This window comes from Mesorhizobium sp. 10J20-29 (assembly GCF_054130485.1).
Window position 1 is genome coordinate 3,453,137 of record NZ_CP199156.1, and the last position, 18,326, is coordinate 3,471,462.

Here is an 18,326-nt window from a genome sequence, read left to right on the forward strand (position 1 = left end):
CTGCATGAAGCTGGCGACATTGAAGAACGGTACGCGCGACGGAAAACTGGTCGTCGTGTCCCGCGACCTGACGCGGTTTACCGATGCTTCGTTCCTGGCGCCGACGCTTCAGGCAGCGCTCGACGACTGGCGGCGAATTGCGCCTCATCTCGCCTCGATGGCTGAGTCGCTGGAGACGGGGGCAGTCCCATCGGACCGCTTTCATGAACACGACGCCCATTCCCCGCTACCGCGCGCCTATCAATGGGCCGACTGCTCCGCCTACCTCAATCACGTGGCGCTGGTGCGCAAGTCGCGTGGTCACGAAATGCCACTGAGCTTCGAGACCGACCCGCTCATCTACCAGGGAGGGTCGGATGCGTTCCTGGGACCGCGCGATCCTATCCTGGCCGAAAGCGAGGATTTCGGCATCGACCTTGAAGGCGAGATCGCGGTGATCGTCGACGACGTGCCGATGGGCGCCTCCGCTGCCGAGTCACTTGATGCGATCAGGCTCGTGATGCTGGTCAACGATGTTTCCCTGCGGGCGCTGGCTCCGGCCGAACTCGCCAAGGGCTTCGGCTTCTTCCAGTCTAAGCCTTCATCGGCCTGTTCGCCGGTCGCCGTGACCCCAGATGAACTCGGCGACGCCTGGCAGGACGGAAAGCTGCATCTGCCGCTCAGCGTCGATCTCAATGGCAAGCCGCTTGGCCGGGCCAATGCCGGGGTCGACATGACGTTCGATTTCGGCCAGCTGGTCGCCCATGCTGCTAGGACGCGCCGGCTCGGCGCCGGCACGATCGTCGGATCGGGGACCGTGTCGAACAGCCTCGATGGTGGACCGGGCAAGTCGGTCGCGGCCGGGGGCGTTGGCTATTCCTGCCTTGCGGAGTTGCGAACAGTGGAAAGCCTCGCGGACGGAAGCGCAAGGACGCCGTTCATGCATTTCGGCGACACGGTGCGCATCGAAATGAAGGACAAGGCGGGTCATTCGATCTTCGGCGCGATCGAACAGACCGTCGAACGCTATCAGCGCTGAGGGCCGGGCATGGGGGCGGGCTTCTTCATCTTCAGCGGGGTCTGGGCGCTCGCCATGTTGGCGTTATTCATCAAGGCCATCCGGCTCTCCTACCGCATCGAAGCGCGCTCGGAGGACCTGCGCAACACCCTCGGTGTGCCCCAGAAAGCGATGATGATCCATACCGCCTTCAACTGGAAAGTGGCCCGCGATCCCGAGACGCAGGCGCTGAGACGGCGCATGCTTTTCCTGCTGGCGCTGAACCTCGCCGGCTTCGTCCTTCTGTGGGGCGCATTATGGATGACTGGCAGCGTCGCGGACCTGCCGAATGGAGCTGCGTGATCGGAGCCATCGGTTGACGCGCATCCAATGCTGGACGGGCGCTGGCGCCAGTCCTGGCGCTTGCCGCCTGTCTCACGCGGAAACGGTGGCCGTGTGGTCCCCGGGAGTGGAAGCAACCCGACGCAGCCTTGCGCGCTCTGTTGCGCCCCGATTCCCGTCTGCGCCGGTCAGTTCTTGATTGTCGGCTTTATCTCGATGCGGTCCATGCCAGCCGCTATCGCGGCAGGCTCCTTGGCGAATGTGAAGAGCTCTATTTCCTCGGAGACGCCCGGCAGCCTCTGATTGCCGATGCTGACCCATTTGCCGGGGTCGAGCGCAACGATATCCCTGGTGACAAGGGCATCGATCCCGGTCGCCTTGGTCATGGCCTCGATCCTCGACACTTCGTTCACGGTCGGACCGATCACCGAGAACGTCAGGCGCTGTGAGACACCGATATTGCCGAACATCACCGTGCCGGTGTTCAGGCCGATGCCGAAGCGGATCGGAAACAGGCCCTGCTCGGCGCGCTCGGCGTTAAGCGCGTCGCGCGCCTTGATCACGTTCTGCAGCGCGGTCGTTGCCGCCTTCACCGCAGCCTTTTGCTCGGTGGCGTCCTGGTAGGGGAAGATCGCAAGAACCGCGTCGCCGATGAAGTCGAGGACCTCGCCGCCCGCATCTATGATCGGTGTCGCCGTGCAATCGAAGTAGGTGTTCAGCAGCTGAATATAGTCTGCGCCCGGCATCGTGTCGGCCAGGGCGGTCGAGTCGCGCATGTCGTTGTACCAGACGACCGCCTTCGTCTCGCGCCCGTCGCCGCGCCGGATCGAACCCGCAAGGACACGGCTGCCGGCTTCACGCCCGAGATAGGTTTCCGAAATGTTGCGGGCGATGCGCGACTGTATGACGGTCTTGCAGGCGACGGCAAAGCGGCGCTGGATCTTCTGCAGCGCTTCCAGTTCTTCATTGTTGAAGCCGCCCGCTCGATCGGCCGAGAATGTCGAGATGATGCCCATCTGACCCTTGATGCCGGTCTCGTTCCTGACCGACAACGGCGTGATGACGACGAAGTAGTCGGTCATCCCCTGCGCGGCGACCTCTTCCAGCACGGGAAAGTCGAGCAGCTTGCTCGGCCCATCGAGATTTCGCCGCAACACCAGGACGTCGTTCTCGAACATGTAGCGCATCGGGCTGAGCAGCCATGCATCCGACTGGCTCTCCTGGTGCATGAACTGTTCGAACTCGGTGTCGCTGCCACGCCGCCACAGGATGGTCTCGGCCTGAAACAGCGGATGCAAAGTCGGCCAGGTCAGGCGCGCCCTGCCGAGTGGAATGCCTATCGCGTGGATGCGGTTGCACAGGCCTTCGAACATCTTGACGATGTCGGGCTCCGAGAGCGCCTGGTCGACCAGCCATTCGTTGATTCCGGTAACCAGTGTCCTGTCTGTCATAGGGAAACTTTCGTCGCGTTGCGGCCTGGATGCCAGTCGGCATCATTTGGAGTGGCGTGATCGCTTTTTTAAGTGCAGATTTGAAGTTTGCGTCAACATTTCTCCTTTCTTGGCGGAGACGCTACCCGGCAACCTACTGCGGGAGGCGGGCTTGCCGCAAACGCCGACCGGAAAGGGACCAAGCCAAGTGCAAGCCGAAACGGCGCTATTCACCCGGGACCTGCCGGTGCAGAGCGAGTTCCGCACCGTGCTTGACGAGGCCGCCTATCAGCCTGCGCCCGCGGATTGGCTGATCGGCGTCACCGATGTCGTCGGCTCGCGCAAGGCGATCGCCGACGGACGGTACAAGGCCGTGAACATGGCGGGTGTGGCCATGATCAGCGGGCTGATGAACGCGCTCGGCACGCAGGACATTCCCTTCATCTTCGGCGGTGACGGTGCCGCCATCATCTGCGCCCCGGCGGACCGCGAAGTCGTTGCGCGGACCATGGCTGACACGGCCGCCTGGGTCGGCGACGAGCTCGGGCTGACTTTGAGGGCCGCCCTGGTGCCGGTTTCCGCCGTCCGCGCCGAAGGCTTTGACGTGCTGGTGCAAGCCACCCGGGTATCCGAGGCAGTGAACAACTACGCCTTCAGGGGCGGCGGCGTGTCACGCGCCGAGGCGCTGATGAAGGAGGGCAAGTTCGCCGTCGAACCGTCAGCCGCCGGTAGCAAGCCAGACCTGACCGGCCTGTCCTGCCGTTGGTCGCCGATAAAGCCGGAGGGTGAAAGCATCGTCTCGATCATCATCGAGGCAGGTGAGAGGGCGGGCACGCAGTTTCCGACAATTGCGGCGCGGCTGCTCGAACTTGCAGGCATGGCGTTGCACGATACCGGTTCGCCGATGCCGCGTGAGGGCCCGCCCGTGAGCTGGCCGCCAGAGGGGCTCGAACTTGAAGCCCGGGCCATGCCCGACGACCGGTCGCTGGCATGTCGCAAGATGTCACTTTACCTGGGGACACTTTTTGCTTGGTTCGTATTTCGCACAGGCCTGTCAGTTGCCGGGTTCAATCCGAAACGATACAAGGAATTTACATCGCTCAACACGGACTATAGAAAATTTCAGGACGGTTTGCGCATCACAGTGTCGTTGGGGGACGCTAGGCTGAAGGAGCTGACCAAATTTCTCGAGGCCGAGCGCGCGGCGAAGAATCTTCGCTACGGAATCTGCGTTCAAGATAGTGCCATCCTCACCTGCTATGTGCCTTCGGTGACCTCGGATTCGCACTTTCATTTCCTCGACGGGGCAGGGGGTGGCTATGCCCAGGCGGCGGAGAACATGAAGGCCTGATCGGGTGCCCTGCATTCGAGACGACGGAGACGAAGGGGGGCCGCCGGCTTGGCGGCTAACGAGAACAGGTCAGCTTTAGTTGACTGGCGTTGGGGATTGGGGAACGGCGAGTTGCAAGAGGGTGAGGTTCTTCGCGTAAGCGATCTCAAGGTAGCGTTTGACGTAAACGGCTCGCCTGTGGAGGTGGTGAAGGGCATCAGCTTCCGGGTGTGTTCCGGAGCCGTAACCGCCGTCGTCGGTGAATCCGGATCGGGGAAGTCCGTCACCGCCCAGGCCATCATGCGCATCCTTCCCCGCAATGGCAGCATTACCAGCGGATCCATCGAGTTCCGCCCGGCCTCCGGCGAGATCGTCGACGTCGTCAGCCATCTGCCCAACAGTCCGGCCATGCGCGCATTGCGCGGTTCAGCCGTTTCGATGATCTTCCAGGAGCCGATGTCCTCGCTCTCGCCGGTCCATTCGGTTGGCAACCAGGTCGAGGAAAGCCTGCGCATCCATGAGCGCGGCGCCGGCATGTCACGCAAGCAATTGCGCGAGGCAACCGAGGAGACGCTCGGGCTGGTCGGCTTCCCTGATCCGCACCGTGCCTATGACATGTATCCTTTCGAAATGTCGGGCGGGCTGCGCCAGCGCGCCATGATCGCCATGGCACTGATCTGCCGCCCTGCGCTGCTCATCGCCGATGAGCCGACAACCGCGCTCGACGTCACGGTCCAGGCACAAATCATCAAGCTTCTCAAGGAGTTGCAGGACAAGCTTGGCATGGCGGTCCTGCTGATCACCCATGATCTCGGCGTCGTGGCCAACATGGCCGACGAGGTGGTGGTCGTGTACGACGGCAGGGTTGTCGAGGCCGGTCCGGTCGACGACATCTTTCGCGATCCCCAGCACGACTACTTGAAGGCCCTGCTCAATGCAGCGCCGCATTTCGATATGGCGCCTGACCACCGGCTCACCGCACTGCGCGGCGGCAAGCGGACCGTGGTGGAAATGACCAAGGGCGAGGCCAAGCGCAGCCAGCCCGACGACCGGCCGCTCCTGACGGTCTCCGGGCTGAGCAAGGTCTACCACCTTCGCCGCGCTTCGATCTTCGGTGGCGAATCCAAGGTCATCCGCGCCGTCGACAACGTGCACTTCACGATCCGTCGCGGCGAATGCCTCGGGCTTGTCGGAGAAAGCGGTAGCGGCAAGACGACAGTCAGCAAGATCCTGACCAGGGCGATCACGCCCAACTCCGGCACGATCATTTTCGACGACGGCGTGGAGCAGATCGACGTGCTGGGGCTCAACGAGCGCGAACTGAAGGCGTTCCGACCGCGCCTGCAGATGGTCTTCCAGGACCCGGTCAGTTCGCTCTCGCCGCGCATGACGATCGGCGACATCCTGCGCGAACCCATGCAGATACACGGGCAGGGCGGCCGCGCCGAGCAGATTGCACGGGCCAAGGACCTGCTGAGTTCGGTGGAACTCGGGGTCAACGCCCTGAACCGCTACCCGCACAGTTTCTCCGGCGGCCAGCGCCAGCGCGTCGGCATCGCTCGCGCCCTTGCAATGCATCCGGACCTGCTGATCCTCGATGAGCCGGTCTCGGCCCTCGATGTCTCGGTCCAGGCGCAGGTGCTGAACCTGCTCAAGGACCTGCAAGCCGAAATGGGTCTCACCTATCTGTTCATCGCGCACAACCTGGCTGTTGTGAAATACATGGCCGAACGCGTCGCCGTCATGGCGGCGGGCCGCATCGTCGAGATCGGGCCTTGCCAGTCGATCTTCGATGCCCCGGCGCATCCGTACACGAGGGCCTTGCTGAAGGCCGTGCCATTTGCCGATATTGACCGTCCGCTAGTGCTCGACGAACTGGTCCTCAAGGGATCCTCCGATCCCCGCAACTGGCCCGAAGCATTCCGCGGCGACATGAGCGATCTCGCTGCCATCGAACTCGGTGATGGCCATCAGGTTCTGGCACGCCAGACTGCAGACGTTAGGGAGTTCCACGCATGAGATACTTTGCTGCTCTCACCATCCTCTTTATGTCATTCGCGACCATGGCCTCTGCGAGTGAGGCGCCGCTGCTCGCCGACCTCGTTTCCTCCGGGAAACTGCCGCCCGTTGCGGAAAGGCTGCCGGAAGTGCCGCGGGTCATGCAGATCGATGAATCGACCCAGCGAACGCCCGGAAAGCAGGGCGGCACCATCCGAATGTTGATGGCGGATCCGAAGGACATCCGCATGGTCACGGTGTACGGCTATGCGCGTCTCGTGGGCTACAACAGCTCGCTGGAACTGCAGCCTGACATTCTCCAGAGCTATGAAAACGACCGCTATCGGGTGTTCACACTGCATTTGCGGCCGGGCCACAAATGGTCGGATGGTTCGCCCTTCACCGCAGAGGATTTCCGCTTCCAGTGGGAAGACATTCTTACCGACCCCGACATGGACCGCGGTGGGCTCGACGCCGTGTTCCTGGCCGGTGGCAAGCCACCGAAGTTCGAGGTCATCGACCCGCTGACAGTGCGGTACACCTGGGAGACCCCGAACCCGCTGTTTCTGCCGGCACTTGCCGGGACGCGGCCACTCGATATCTATTCCGCCTCCGCCTACCTGAAGCAGTTCCACGCCAAATATGCCGATCCCGACAAGCTGGCAGCCGAAGTTGCCAAGGAGAAGGTCAAGGACTGGCAGTCTTTACAGATTCGCATGGCGCGCAGCTACCGTCCCGAAAACCCGGACCTGCCTACATTGCAGCCCTGGGTCAACCTCACGGCTCCCCCATCCAACCGCTTCGTCTTCCAGAGAAACCCGTATTACCATCGGGTCGATCAGAACGGCGTTCAGTTGCCTTACGTGGATGAGTTGGTGATGAACATCGCCGAGAGCTCGATCATCCCGGCAAAGACTGGCTCGGGCGAGTCAGACCTGCAGGAGCGCTATCTCAGTTTCACCGATTACACCTTCCTGAAGGAGGGCGAGGACCGCAACAACTACAAGGTCCGGCTGTGGACGGTCGGCCGCGGCTCGGCTGTGGCGCTGTTTCCCAATCTGAACACCACCGACGCAACCTGGAAGGAAGTGTTCAGGGATCCAAGGTTCAGGCGCGCCATTTCTCTTGGCATCGACCGCAGCCAGATCAACCAGGTCCTGTTTTCCGGCCTGGCCAAGGAAAGCGCGAGCACCGTTCTTCCGGGTAGCCCGCTCTATCGCGACGAACTGGGCGCGGCCTATTCGCAATACGACCCGGACGCCGCCAACGCGCTACTCGACGAAATCGGCCTGAAGCGGTCATCGAACGGCACCCGCCTGCTGCCGGATGGCCGGCCAATGGACCTGATCGTCGAGAGCACCGGTGAAAGCTCGATGGAAGCCGACGTTCTCGAGCTCGTGACGTCCGACTGGAAGGATCTTGGGATCAAGGTGTTCACCCGCACCAGCCAGCGCGACATCTTCCGCAGCCGCGTAGCAGCGGGATCGACCCTGATGTCCGTTTGGGCAGGTGTCGACAACGGCGCTCCGACGGCGGATTTCAGCCCGCAGGAATTCGTGCCCACCGATCCCTACCAGCTGCAGTGGCCGATGTGGGGAACCTATGTCAGCACTCATGGAACTGCTGGCGAAAAGATCGACTATCCGCCCGCCGAGAAGCTGGTTGACCTCTATCAAGACTGGCTGCTCGCGGAAACAGACGCGGAAAAGCGCAAGATCTGGGGCGAGATCCTCGACATCAATGCGCAGGAGGTCTTCTCGATCGGCATTGTGACGGCAACGCTGGTTCCGGTTGTCATATCCAACAACCTGATGAACGTGCCTGTCGAAGGCATTTCGAGCTTCGACCCCTACGGCTATTTCGGCGTGTACGAGATGGATTCGTTCTGGATGAAAAATGCGGCCGGGGGCAACTAGATCATGATCGCCTCGCAGACCGCGTCTTCACCCGTTCCCGTGGCCATGCCCCCGGCGGCATGCCCCCGCGAAGCCGCGGTCTAGCATCATGATCTACTACATCCTGCGCCGCGTCTTCTTGATGATCCCGACGCTGATCATCACCAGCGCCCTGGTCTTCGCGATCATCGAGGCGCCTCCCGGAGACTATCTGGAGAGCTACATCGCCGAGTTGCAGGCACAAGGCGAAGCCGTTGACACGGCCAGGATCGAGTATCTGCGTCACGAATACGGCTTCGACAAATCGCCGGTCGAGCGCTATTTCACCTGGGTTTCCGGCATGCTGGTCGGCGACTTCGGTTATTCTTTCGCCTATGAGTTGCCCGTTACCGCGGTCGTCGGGGATCGATTGTTCCTGACGATCCTGGTGTCGATGGCGACAATCATCTTCACATGGCTGATCGCCTTCCCGATCGGCATCTACTCGGCGACGCGACAATACAGTTGGGGCGATTACGGGTTCACCTTCCTTGGTCTGCTCGGCCTTGCGACGCCGAACTTTCTTCTCGCGCTGGTGTTGATGTACCTCGCCAACGTCTGGTTCGGCACGTCGATCGGCGGGCTCATGGACCCCCGTTTTGTCGGCCAGCCGATGAGCTGGGACAAGTTCGTGTCGGTCCTCGACCATCTCTGGGTGCCCGTCGTCGTCATCGGCACCTCGGGGACGGCCGGCATGATACGGCGCATCCGCGCCAATCTTCTTGATGAGCTCCAGAAGCAATATGTGACGACCGCGCGGGCCAAGGGACTTCATCCTTTCCGGGCACTCGTCAAATACCCGCTCCGCATGTCGCTGAACTTCTTCATATCCGACATCGGTTCGGTGCTGCCCGCTGTCATCTCGGGCGCAGAGGTCGTGGCAATCGTGCTGTCTCTGGAGACCACGGGACCGCTGCTGATATCCGCGCTGCAAAGTCAGGACATGTATCTTGCCGGTTCCTTCCTGATGTTCCTGTCGCTGCTCACCGTCGTGGGCGTGCTGATTTCCGATATCGCGCTTGCCTACCTTGATCCGCGCATCCGGCTGGGCGGAGGGGTGCGCAAATGACTTTGCCGCAGAATGCCACCAGCCTGCCGCACATGGTGACCGACGCTCCCTTCGATCCGGAAGCGATCTACCACTACACCGACGCTCAGAAGGCGTTGTTCGAGGCATCGCAGTTGAGGCTGATGTGGTGGAAGTTCCGCCGGCACAAGCCGGCGCTTATATCCGCCATCTTCCTTGGCCTGCTCTACATGTCGATCCTGGTTTCGGAGGTGCTGGCGCCCTACAATCTGCACAGCAGGCATTCCGACAGCATCTACGCGCCGCCGCAGTCGCTTCACCTGTTCCACAATGGTGAGCTTCGCGCGCCGTTCGTCTATGGCTACGACTTCAAGCTGAACATGGAGAACCTGAAGCGGGAATACGTCCCGAATACAGAAAAAATCCAGACGATCCGCTGGTTCTGCAGCGGTGACGACTATGATTTCTGGGGCGTCATCCCGGCGACTTTCCACATCGCGTGTCCGGCCGAAGGGGGCTCTCTCTTCCTGCTGGGCACCGACCGGCTTGGCCGTGACGTATTGAGCCGCATCATCTATGGCGCGCGCATATCGCTGACCATCGGCCTGCTGGGCGTCGGCGTCAGCCTCGTGCTCGGCATCGTGATCGGCGGCATGGCGGGCTATTACGGAGGCCTTTTCGACGTCATCAGCCAGCGCCTGATCGAGGTGATCCAGTCGATACCCTCGATCCCGCTTTGGCTGGCACTGGCGGCGATCCTGCCCATCACCTGGTCTCCGATCTTTGTCTATTTCGGCATCACCGTCATCCTGGGGCTGCTCGACTGGACAGGACTGGCCCGGACCGTCCGGTCCAAGCTTCTGGCTCTGCGCGAGGAAGATTATGTGTCCGCGGCTCAGGTCATGGGCGCGAGCAGCTTTCGGATCGTCTCGCGCCACCTGATCCCCGGCTTCGCCTCGCATCTGATCGCAACCGCGACCATCGCCATTCCGACGATGATCCTTGGCGAGACGACGCTGAGCTTCCTTGGCCTCGGCCTGCGCGCGCCAATCACCAGCTGGGGCGTCCTGCTGACGGAGGCGCAGAACATCAACGCCGTAGCTCTCTATCCGTGGCTGCTGTGGCCGGTCCTTCCCGTCATCCTCGTGGTGCTGGCGTACAACTTCCTTGGCGACGGGCTGAGGGACGCCGCGGACCCCTACAAGTAGAAATGAGGGGGAAGCCGCATACGGCCTTTAGGGCGCGCCAGGTTCGATGGGGCGGCAGCAAGAATCCGAACTCTGACCTGGATGGACTCTTATGAGCGACAGAATGGAGCGGAACCTCTTCAAGTACATCTGGAGCCACTCCAAGCGCCAGCAGGTCTGGATTCTGTGCATCGTTGCCCTGTCAATGCCGACCTACTTCCTGGCATTCGACATTCCCAAGCTGATCGTCAACGGCCCGATACAGGGCAAGGGATTCGAGACACCGGACGCCACCCAGAGCGTGCTTCCCATCTCCATCGGAAATCCCTTCGGCGACGGTTCGCTGACCCTCTTCGAAGGATTTGAGCTTGATCGCATGAATGCGCTGATCGCGCTCAGCATGGCCTTTCTCGGCTATGTCGTCGTCAACGGCATGTTCAAGCTCTACATCAATACCTACAAGGGCCGGCTCGGGGAGCGGATGCTGCGGCGCCTGCGATACCAGCTGGTCGACCGCGTGCTGAGGTTCCCGTTCCCGCAGTACCGCAGGGTCCGTAGCTCCGAGATCGCAACGATGATCAAGGACGAGGTCGATCCGCTTGGCGGCTTCATCGGCGAGGCCTTCGCCACGCCGGCATTCCTGGTCGGCCAGGCGCTGTCCGCCCTGATCTTCATCATGCTGCAGAGCTGGGTGCTCGGCATGGTCACGCTGGGCATCCTTGTGCTGCAGACGGGACTGATCCCCAAGCTGCGAGTCCGGCTGCGCCAGCTTGCCCTGCAGCGGCAACTGACCGCCCGCGACCTGTCCGGCCGGGTCAGCGAGATCGTCGACGGCGCAACCGACATCAGGCTCAACGACGGCACCAATTTCGAGCGCTCCGACATTGCCGACAGGTTGGCCCGTATCTTCTTCATCCGCTTCGACTTCTACCAGTGGAAGTTCATGGTGAAGTTCATCAACAATTTCCTGGCCCAGTTCACGCCCTTCGTCTTCTATCTCGGCGGCGGCATCCTTGCGATCCGGGGCAGCCTGGACATTGGCCAGCTGGTCGCGGTCATCGCCGCCTACAAGGACCTGCCGGGGCCGGTCAAGGAACTGATCGATTGGGACTACCAGCGCCTCGACGTCCAGGTGAAATACCTGCAGGTCGTCAACGCCTTCGACGTGACCCCGCTGGCACCGGCAATCTCGCAGGAAGTGAAGTCCGAGAATGTGAAGAGCCTCGTCGGGCCGATCGCTTTCCATCAGGTTTCGGCCACCGACGAATCCGGCAAGTCGCTCATCACCGGGCTCGATCTCAGCATCGGACTCCACGAGGAGGTGGCTGCCCTGGGCGCGACGGGCGACGGCGCAGAGGTCGTGGGCGAGCTGATCGCGCGCCTCATCAGTCCCTCCGCAGGCACCATAAACATCGGCGCGACAGCACTCGCTGCCATCCCCGAATGGCATACCGGCCGTCGCATCGGCTATGTCGGCGCAGAGCCGTTCTTCGCTCACGGAACGGCGCGCGATGCGCTGCTGAGCGGACTTCGGCATGCTCCATTCCGGCCCGCGCCCGACGGCAAGGGAATGACACCGCTTATCGTGCGGGAGGCCAAGGCCTCGGGCAATCCCGTGCTGGATCGGCATGCCAGCTGGATAGACTACGCCGCCGCCGGGGCCACAAATGATCAGGACCTTGCCGATCGCATCACATGGGTGCTGCGGATCGTCAGCCTCGAAGAGGATTTTTACGCCTTCGGCCTGCGCACAAAGCTGGCCGACGATACAGAAGGCGAGAGCGAGGAGATGTTCCTCAATGCGCGCAGGATTTTCCTTGAGCGCCTGACCAAGGATGACAACGCGGCCGACGTCGAGCCGTTCGACGTCACGCGCTTCAACTCGCAGATGACGATCTTCCAGAACCTTGTATTCGGCGCCGTCGCTTCGACGGAACTTCTGCCGAACGAGATCCCCTCGGACTCGCCACTCTGGAAGACGCTTGAAGCCGGCGGTCTCGACAGCAAGCTTTATGCGCTCGGGCGGGAAGCCTCGGCGGTTATCGTCGATCTGTTCGGCGAGGTCTCCGACAACATGAAGATCCTCGAACGACTCGACCTGATCGACCCGACAAAACTGACGGAATACAGCGCGGCACTGGGCAAGACCGATGGCATCGACTTCGCTGCAGTCGCCAACGCAGACAGGCAGAGGTTCATCCGTGTGGCCCTAAGCTACAGCGAGCCCCGCCACCGCCTCGACCTTCTCGACGACGACCTTCGCCAGGCAGTGGTCGACTCGCGCATAACATTCCGCGAGAATCTGCCCCCGGAGCTGGCCTCGGAGTTCTCCTTTCACGACGCCGACCAGATCAATCCATTTGCCTCTCTCCAGGACAACATCCTGTTTGGCCGGATCGTCGATGGCCGTGCCGGGGCTGTCGACCGGATCAGCGCGCTGCTGCGTGAAATCCTGGAGGAACTCGACCTCTCCTATGCCGTTCTGGAGCGTGGTTTGAAGTATGAGATCGGCTCGGGCGGGCGGCGCCTTTCCCTGTCGCAGCGTCAACAGCTCGGCCTCGCTCGCGTATTGCTAAGAAGGCCGGAATTCCTCATCGTAAACCGTGGCTTGAACGCGCTGGACAACCGAACGGTGGAAAAGGTGGTCCAAAGCATCCTGGAAATCGCCCATTCAGAGTCGGAAAGATTTGGCGTACTTTGGATAACATCGACGGAAACTCAGGCATCCATGTTCGACAGGGTGCTGAAATTCTCGCGCGGCGAGTTGGTTTCTGATGAGGCCGTGAAATGAACGGTTTGGATAGTCTTGTCGTGTCAGTCTGCGATCGTATGGCTGCAGCCTGTGGCAGCCCGGGGCCTGTCTGTGGCTTTTGCGGGAGATTTCCATGAGCCTTGAAGAAGACGCATTGCTCCTGGCGAAGGTTGAACTCTTCGCCAATGTCGCACCGCGGCGCCTCAAGCTTCTGGCGCTCGCCTCGAGCCGCGTGCTCTTCGCGCCAGGGCAGGACCTCTGCGTCGAGGGCGACGAGGGCTACGAGGCCTTCATCCTCATCTCTGGCGAAGCGGACGTGAAGATCAAGACGCCGTCCGGCGTGGCGACCGTTGCCCGCCTGAAGCGCAACGACATCGTCGGAGAAATGGCAATCCTGCGAGACATGCCACGCAACGCCACGGTTACCGCGGCGTCGGACGTGACGACCTTGCGTATCGGCAAGCAGGACTTCCTCAATCTGATGAAGGAATTCCCCGAGGTAACGGTTGAAGTGATGCGTTCGTTGGCAGAGAGACTGGCCCGCACGACCAGCGAACTGGCAAATGCCCGCGCCGCGAAAGCGTAAACTGAATGTCCAAACCTGCAGCGATCGACGTCCAGGTATGGGGCGCTCGCGGAACCTTCCCGATGGTTGGCGAGGAAGCCCTGGAATATGGCGGACACACCTCCTGCGTCGAGGTCCGGGTAGCCGGCCGGGTCATGATCTTCGACGCCGGGAGCGGCATCATACCGCTCGGCAAGTCGCTGCTGGAGGAAGGCGTTTCGGACATCGATCTGTTCTTCACCCACGTCCACTACGATCACATCATCGGCCTGCCATATTTTCTGCCGGCATTCTGGAACAAGGCCAGGCTGCGCATCTGGGCCGGCCACATGCAGGACGGTTCGACGCCGGAGCAACTGGTCGACGGCATCTTCAGGCCGCCCTATTTCCCGATTACCAAGGATTACATGCGTGCCGAGGTGGAATATTGCCAGTTCAAGCCCGGCGACGTCCTTGAGCCGTTCGACGGGGTGCGGATCGTTACTGGCAAGCTGAACCACCCCAATGGCGCGGTCGGCTACCGTGTCGAAGCCGACGGTGCCGTCTTCGCCTATCTGACCGACTTCGAACACGACGGTGCGGACGGCGATGCAGAGGTACTGCGCTTGGCGCGCGATGCGGACCTGGCGCTGCTCGACGCCACCTACACGCCGGAAGAATACCCACGCTATGTCAATTTCGGCCATTCGACCTGGGACCACTGCGGCGCCCTGTGCGCTGAGGCCGGCGTCAAGAAGTGGGGCTTGTTCCATCACATGCACATGCGCAACGACATAGATCAGGCCGAGATCGAGAAGGCGGCGCGTACCGCCTATCCCAATTCCTTCGTGGCGCGACAGGATCAGCGTTTTGAACTGCAGGGCCGGAGTGGAAAGTGACGGGCCTTCCCGTTCGCTACCGCCGGCTGCTGATCCCGATCCTGGGACCTCGGGTAACCGGGAAACTGCCCCAGCAGATTACCGCGGCAATTGAGGAACAGGAGAACCGAGGCGAAATACTCGTCAAGCTGTTCCAGATCCTGATCGTCTCGATCTGGGGCGTTCTCTACGCTGTTTCGCCAAAGAACGAGACAAGCGGCATGGCGATCGCGCCTTATGCGATCGGCACATACCTATTCGCCAACGGACTTGGGCTTGTCTGGTGCCTGCGCCGCCGTATCCCTGACTGGGCCGTCTATGTCTCGATCTTCTTCGACATGCTGCTCCTCTACGCCGTGATCTGGAGCTTCCACATCCAGTACATGCAGCCGCCCGCGTTCTACCTCAAGGCGCCGACGATCATGTATGTCTTCGTCTTCATCGCGCTGCGTTCGCTGCGCTTCCAGCCGCGCTTCGTGGTTGCCGCAGGCGCAGCCGCGGCGATCGGCTGGCTCGCCATGATTGGTCTCGTGTTCAAGGCGGAAGGGGGCATGGCGGCCGTGACGCGCGACTACGTCGCCTACATGACCGGGAACCTGCTGCTGATCGGCGCCGAGATCGACAAGATCATCGCGATCCTGATGGTCACCGGCATCCTGGCTCTGTCCGTCTCGCGCGGGCGCGACCTGGTCGTGCGCGCAACTTCCGAGACGGCCGCGGCCAAGAGCCTCTCGCGCTTCTTCGACAACAGCATTGTCGAGGAGATCCGGGCCGGCGAGCAGGTCATCGCGGCGGGCGAGGGGCTAGTGCGTGATGCGGCCATCCTAAACGTCGACATCCGCGGGTTTTCAAAGCTCGTCGCCGACATGCAGCCGTCCGAGGCGGTCCGCATCCTGGCCGCCTACCAGCATCGGGTTGTGCCCATCATTCAGCAGCAAGGCGGCGTGATCGACAAGTTCATGGGCGACGGCATCATGGCGACATTCGGCGCAGTGCGTCCTTCGGAGAGCTATGCTGCCGATGCTTTGCGCGCCCTGGACGCGGTAATCGCAGACATAGCGACATGGGACGACGATCCGGAACTGGCCATACTGACGCATAACGGCCTTGGTCTCGCGGTTTCGGCAGGGCCGATCGTCTTCGGGGCGGTAGGCGACCGCGACAGGTTGGAGGTCACGGTCATCGGCGCCACCGTCAACCTGGCGGCCAAGCTCGAGAAAGCGAACAAGACTCTGGCCACTCAGGCGATTGCAACGCGCACGGCCTTCGATCTCGCGGTCAAGCAGGGGCACACGCCCAGGCGAGCCCCACGCTTCGTCGATGCGCGGATCGACGGCGCCGAATCCGAGACGCCGGTCGCCATCTGGAGCCGCAACAGGCTGGTGCGGGGCGACGACTGAACATGGAGACGGGTGGTTGGCCGGCTCGCGTCAGCCTATGCGCGCGGGCAATTCGATCGGCGATACCCAAGCTGCGGCATCGCTTGCCGAAAACAATTCCAGGACACGCGCCGTGAAATCCCAGGTGGCCTCGTCCTGCACGAGATGGTGCGTGAGCAGGCCATAGGGCTCGGAATTGTCGGACTGTCCGCTTCGGCGTTGCAGCAGGTCGCTCGCCATCTGCGCGTCGAGCCGCGTCGTATCGACGAGCCCGCCACCCTCATGCCAGGCGATCGGATCGACATGCGTGTTGACCTGCAACACGCCTGCCGCCGAAAATTGACCCTTACGCGGCCCGAAGGTGGATACGGCGCGGAGCCCTACGCCGGGCAGTGAAGCGATCACCTCGGCTGAAATGCGGTTCCACGGCGGTGTGAAGAGGGGTACGGCGCGTTCGCCGAACATGTCGCGGATGCGCTGCCAACCGGCGGCGATCTCGTCCAGCATGTCCGTCAGGGGCCGGTGCGCGCCGAACTCGGCTTTCTTCTGGTCCGCCGGCGCGTGGTTTCGATGCTGCCAGCCATGTGGCAGAACACGGGAGAGAGGAGCCGACTGAAGTGCGTCCGCCAACCTCTCCGTCGCGGGTTTGGGGATGACCGCAAGGTGCAGCGGCGCACCGTGACCGGCTGAAAGCGCCATCAGGCGCTCGAGCGCCGGGGTCGGCTCGACCGCGTCGTCGTCGCGCCACCAGACCGGCAGCCGCAATCCTTCGTCGCGCCACACTCTCAGTTCAGCGTCGAGAGCCGGAAATTCCCGGCTCAACGCCTGTTCTCCATGAAATCGGCCAGTATCCGGCTCGAGCGCACCGCGCCGTCGAGTTGCAGGCCGTTCACCGAAATGCGGCCGCGCTCGACTGCGCCCTGGGCAGCGACGGCCAGCTTTTCTGGCGTCAGTTCGTCCTCGGCGATCTGACCGAAACCATAGCGCGCGCTGAGCGAGGTGGCTCGAATGGTCTGCTCGACTTCGCCTTCTTCGGCGAACGGGACGAAAACGCCCGGAACGCCGGCCTGGAGCCAGTCGATCGCGGTGTTATAGCCGCACTGGCCGACCGCGGCGGCGCAACGGCCGAGCATCTCGCGGTAGTCGGGACGTGCGGGCTCGGCCAGTACGGGTGCACCGTTGGCCATCTGGTTGAGCCTCTCGCTGAAGGCGGCGGCGTCTGATCCGCCAACCAGCAACCGCCAGCGCGGTCCGCCCGGGCGGGCAGCGCGGACCGCCGTTTCGAACAGCTTGCGCCCCACGGGGCCGCCGCCTGCCGTAACCAGGATTTCACCATCGCCTTCATGCCCGGACGGTTTCGAGGACGGCTGAGGTGCTGCGATGAAGCCGGTATAGTGGAGCAGCTGCGCTGTCGTTTCGGTCACCGGCCAGCTCGCCTCGAGCGGCAGAACGGCGGCGTCGGAATGCACGAGCACGCCATCATAATACTGCTCCAGCCAGGCTTCGGTTTGCTCGGCCTTGGCTTGGGTGGATGGCGGCGCGAGAATGTCACGTATCGAAGCGAAGATCAGCGGCGGGCGGTCGAGTTGCTGCGCTGCTGTCAGCGTTGCAAGGAATTCCCCGCGCAGCATCCGGCGACCGAAGGGAAAGAGTTCCGTGATAAGGAGGTCAGGCGGAGTCCGGCGCACGACCATTGCCATCGTGTCGGAACGCTCCTGCATGAGCTCCGGCGAGGCAGGCTCTCCCTTGCTGTCGAGGAGCTTTGTGAACCCGGCTCCGTCGGAGCGGACAGGGGGCAACTGCACGAAGTCTATGCCGGAAGTGTCGAGGTGAGGGGCGGGCATGCCGCCGGAGATGAGCTGGACCTCGACGCCCGCATCGCGCAGCGCGCGGGCGAGGATGAGAGAGCGGCTGAGGTGCCCGCTGCCCAGCAGATGAGTGACGATGATGGTGATGCGCTTCATTGGCCAGCCTCGGCGGTCAGACGCAGGGGCTGGTTGTCGAATTCCATCGCCCTGTCTTCGCGAATGGCGATCCTGTAGAGACGGTCGCGCTTGACCTGAAAGGGCGGCATGCCCTCGAAATTCCAGCCTGTCGCGCGAGCCAGCAGCACCCTCATGACACCAATGTGCGATACGATCACGGCCGGACCTCGCAGGTTTGCAACCCACGGGCCAATCCGATCCCAGACCTGACGCGGCGTTTCGCCCCCCGGCGGCTCATAGTCCCATCCCCACGTCTCCAGATGGCGATAGCCCGAATCCGGGTCCGCCAGCAAGTCCAGTCCTCGCTGGCCTTCCCATCGGCCCCAGTCCATCTCGACGAGTTCAGGAGCCACCAGCGGGTCTCGCCGTGCCACAATCCTGGCGGTCTCGACTGCCCGGGAAAGTGGGCTGGAGATCAGCGAAGCGCCGGCGAATTCCTCAGGCAGCCTGAGCCGTGCCAGATGGTTCCGCGCCTCCTCGTCCAGCGGCTGGTCGACGCGTCCCTGAATTCGCCCGGCGCGGTTCCACGCGGTATGACCGTGGCGCAACAGCGCGATGCTGGCG

15 protein-coding genes are annotated in these 18,326 nt (G+C 62.5%); 11 read left to right on the top strand and 4 right to left on the bottom strand.

Going from position 1 to position 18,326, the window contains the following annotated elements:
* The first annotated feature begins 4 nt into the window (after positions 1-4).
* Positions 5-1,018 carry a fumarylacetoacetate hydrolase family protein gene (locus tag ACT2BZ_RS16440; protein ID WP_457936201.1) on the top strand — a complete coding sequence of 338 codons (1,014 nt, stop codon included), beginning with the start codon at positions 5-7 and terminating at the stop codon, positions 1,016-1,018.
* A gap of 9 nt (positions 1,019-1,027) precedes the next feature.
* A complete protein-coding gene (locus ACT2BZ_RS16445; RefSeq protein WP_457936202.1) occupies positions 1,028-1,339 on the top strand; it encodes a hypothetical protein in 312 nt (103 codons plus the stop codon).
* A 167-nt stretch (positions 1,340-1,506) separates the two neighbouring features.
* Here the strand turns inward: ACT2BZ_RS16445 and ACT2BZ_RS16450 are convergent, their stop codons facing one another.
* Positions 1,507-2,769, bottom strand: coding sequence for an adenylate/guanylate cyclase domain-containing protein (locus ACT2BZ_RS16450; protein ID WP_457936203.1), 1,263 nt, complete (start codon positions 2,767-2,769; stop codon positions 1,507-1,509).
* 151 nt (positions 2,770-2,920) lie between these two features.
* Between ACT2BZ_RS16450 and ACT2BZ_RS16455 the strand changes: the two genes are divergently transcribed.
* The 9 genes from ACT2BZ_RS16455 to ACT2BZ_RS16495 all read left to right on the top strand — a co-directional run bounded on the left by ACT2BZ_RS16455 (position 2,921) and on the right by ACT2BZ_RS16495 (position 15,798).
* A complete protein-coding gene (locus ACT2BZ_RS16455; RefSeq protein ID WP_457936204.1) occupies positions 2,921-4,099 on the top strand; it encodes a DUF3095 family protein in 1,179 nt (392 codons plus the stop codon).
* Between the two features lie 111 nt (positions 4,100-4,210).
* A complete protein-coding gene (locus tag ACT2BZ_RS16460) occupies positions 4,211-6,097 on the top strand; it encodes an ABC transporter ATP-binding protein (RefSeq protein WP_457941355.1) in 1,887 nt (628 codons plus the stop codon).
* The gene (locus tag ACT2BZ_RS16465; protein ID WP_457936205.1) at positions 6,094-7,992 is read left to right on the top strand and encodes an ABC transporter substrate-binding protein; all 1,899 of its coding nucleotides are present in this window, start codon (positions 6,094-6,096) and stop codon (positions 7,990-7,992) included. The genes ACT2BZ_RS16460 and ACT2BZ_RS16465 overlap by 4 nt, the downstream gene beginning before the upstream one ends.
* 88 nt (positions 7,993-8,080) lie before the next feature.
* Entirely contained in the window at positions 8,081-9,079 is a 999-nt protein-coding gene (locus ACT2BZ_RS16470) for an ABC transporter permease (RefSeq protein ID WP_457936206.1), read from the top strand.
* Positions 9,076-10,245 (top strand): ABC transporter permease, encoded by a 1,170-nt coding sequence (locus ACT2BZ_RS16475; protein WP_457936207.1) that lies wholly within the window; start codon positions 9,076-9,078, stop codon positions 10,243-10,245. The genes ACT2BZ_RS16470 and ACT2BZ_RS16475 overlap by 4 nt, the downstream gene beginning before the upstream one ends.
* A gap of 91 nt (positions 10,246-10,336) precedes the next feature.
* Complete coding sequence (locus ACT2BZ_RS16480) at positions 10,337-13,015, top strand: ABC transporter transmembrane domain-containing protein (protein ID WP_457936208.1); 2,679 nt, start codon at positions 10,337-10,339, stop codon at positions 13,013-13,015.
* 94 nt (positions 13,016-13,109) lie between these two features.
* Positions 13,110-13,562: a cyclic nucleotide-binding domain-containing protein gene (locus tag ACT2BZ_RS16485; RefSeq protein ID WP_457936209.1), complete on the top strand. Its 453-nt coding sequence runs from the start codon at positions 13,110-13,112 to the stop codon at positions 13,560-13,562.
* A gap of 5 nt (positions 13,563-13,567) precedes the next feature.
* Positions 13,568-14,419, top strand: a complete 852-nt coding sequence (locus tag ACT2BZ_RS16490) for an MBL fold metallo-hydrolase (protein WP_457936210.1) — start codon at positions 13,568-13,570, stop codon at positions 14,417-14,419.
* Entirely contained in the window at positions 14,416-15,798 is a 1,383-nt protein-coding gene (locus ACT2BZ_RS16495; protein WP_457936211.1) for an adenylate/guanylate cyclase domain-containing protein, read from the top strand. The genes ACT2BZ_RS16490 and ACT2BZ_RS16495 overlap by 4 nt, the downstream gene beginning before the upstream one ends.
* A 30-nt stretch (positions 15,799-15,828) precedes the next feature.
* On the opposite strand, the gene ACT2BZ_RS16500 is transcribed toward ACT2BZ_RS16495, so the two are convergent.
* Genes ACT2BZ_RS16500 through ACT2BZ_RS16510 form a run of 3 tightly spaced genes read right to left on the bottom strand, consistent with a single transcriptional unit; the run spans position 15,829 to position 18,310 of the window.
* Entirely contained in the window at positions 15,829-16,542 is a 714-nt protein-coding gene (locus ACT2BZ_RS16500; RefSeq protein WP_457936212.1) for a polysaccharide deacetylase family protein, read from the bottom strand.
* Between the two features lie 53 nt (positions 16,543-16,595).
* Complete coding sequence (locus ACT2BZ_RS16505) at positions 16,596-17,741, bottom strand: glycosyltransferase family protein (protein WP_457936213.1); 1,146 nt, start codon at positions 17,739-17,741, stop codon at positions 16,596-16,598.
* Positions 17,738-18,310, bottom strand: a complete 573-nt coding sequence (locus ACT2BZ_RS16510; protein WP_457936214.1) for a histidine phosphatase family protein — start codon at positions 18,308-18,310, stop codon at positions 17,738-17,740. Before ACT2BZ_RS16510 ends, ACT2BZ_RS16505 begins: the two co-directional genes overlap by 4 nt.
* Positions 18,311-18,326 lie beyond the last annotated feature (16 nt).

Bases quoted from the DNA above. Each gene is read 5' to 3' on its own strand.
- ACT2BZ_RS16440 (WP_457936201.1), top strand. From the start codon at position 5: ATGAAGCTGGCGACATTGAAGAACGGTACGCGCGACGGAAAACTGGTC.
- ACT2BZ_RS16445 (WP_457936202.1), top strand. From the start codon at position 1,028: ATGGGGGCGGGCTTCTTCATCTTCAGCGGGGTCTGGGCGCTCGCCATG.
- ACT2BZ_RS16475 (WP_457936207.1), top strand. From the start codon at position 9,076: ATGACTTTGCCGCAGAATGCCACCAGCCTGCCGCACATGGTGACCGAC.
- ACT2BZ_RS16470 (WP_457936206.1), top strand. From the start codon at position 8,081: ATGATCTACTACATCCTGCGCCGCGTCTTCTTGATGATCCCGACGCTG.
- ACT2BZ_RS16490 (WP_457936210.1), top strand. From the start codon at position 13,568: ATGTCCAAACCTGCAGCGATCGACGTCCAGGTATGGGGCGCTCGCGGA.
- ACT2BZ_RS16465 (WP_457936205.1), top strand. From the start codon at position 6,094: ATGAGATACTTTGCTGCTCTCACCATCCTCTTTATGTCATTCGCGACC.
- ACT2BZ_RS16485 (WP_457936209.1), top strand. From the start codon at position 13,110: ATGAGCCTTGAAGAAGACGCATTGCTCCTGGCGAAGGTTGAACTCTTC.
- ACT2BZ_RS16450 (WP_457936203.1), bottom strand. From the start codon at position 2,769: ATGACAGACAGGACACTGGTTACCGGAATCAACGAATGGCTGGTCGAC.
- ACT2BZ_RS16505 (WP_457936213.1), bottom strand. From the start codon at position 17,741: ATGAAGCGCATCACCATCATCGTCACTCATCTGCTGGGCAGCGGGCAC.
- ACT2BZ_RS16480 (WP_457936208.1), top strand. From the start codon at position 10,337: ATGAGCGACAGAATGGAGCGGAACCTCTTCAAGTACATCTGGAGCCAC.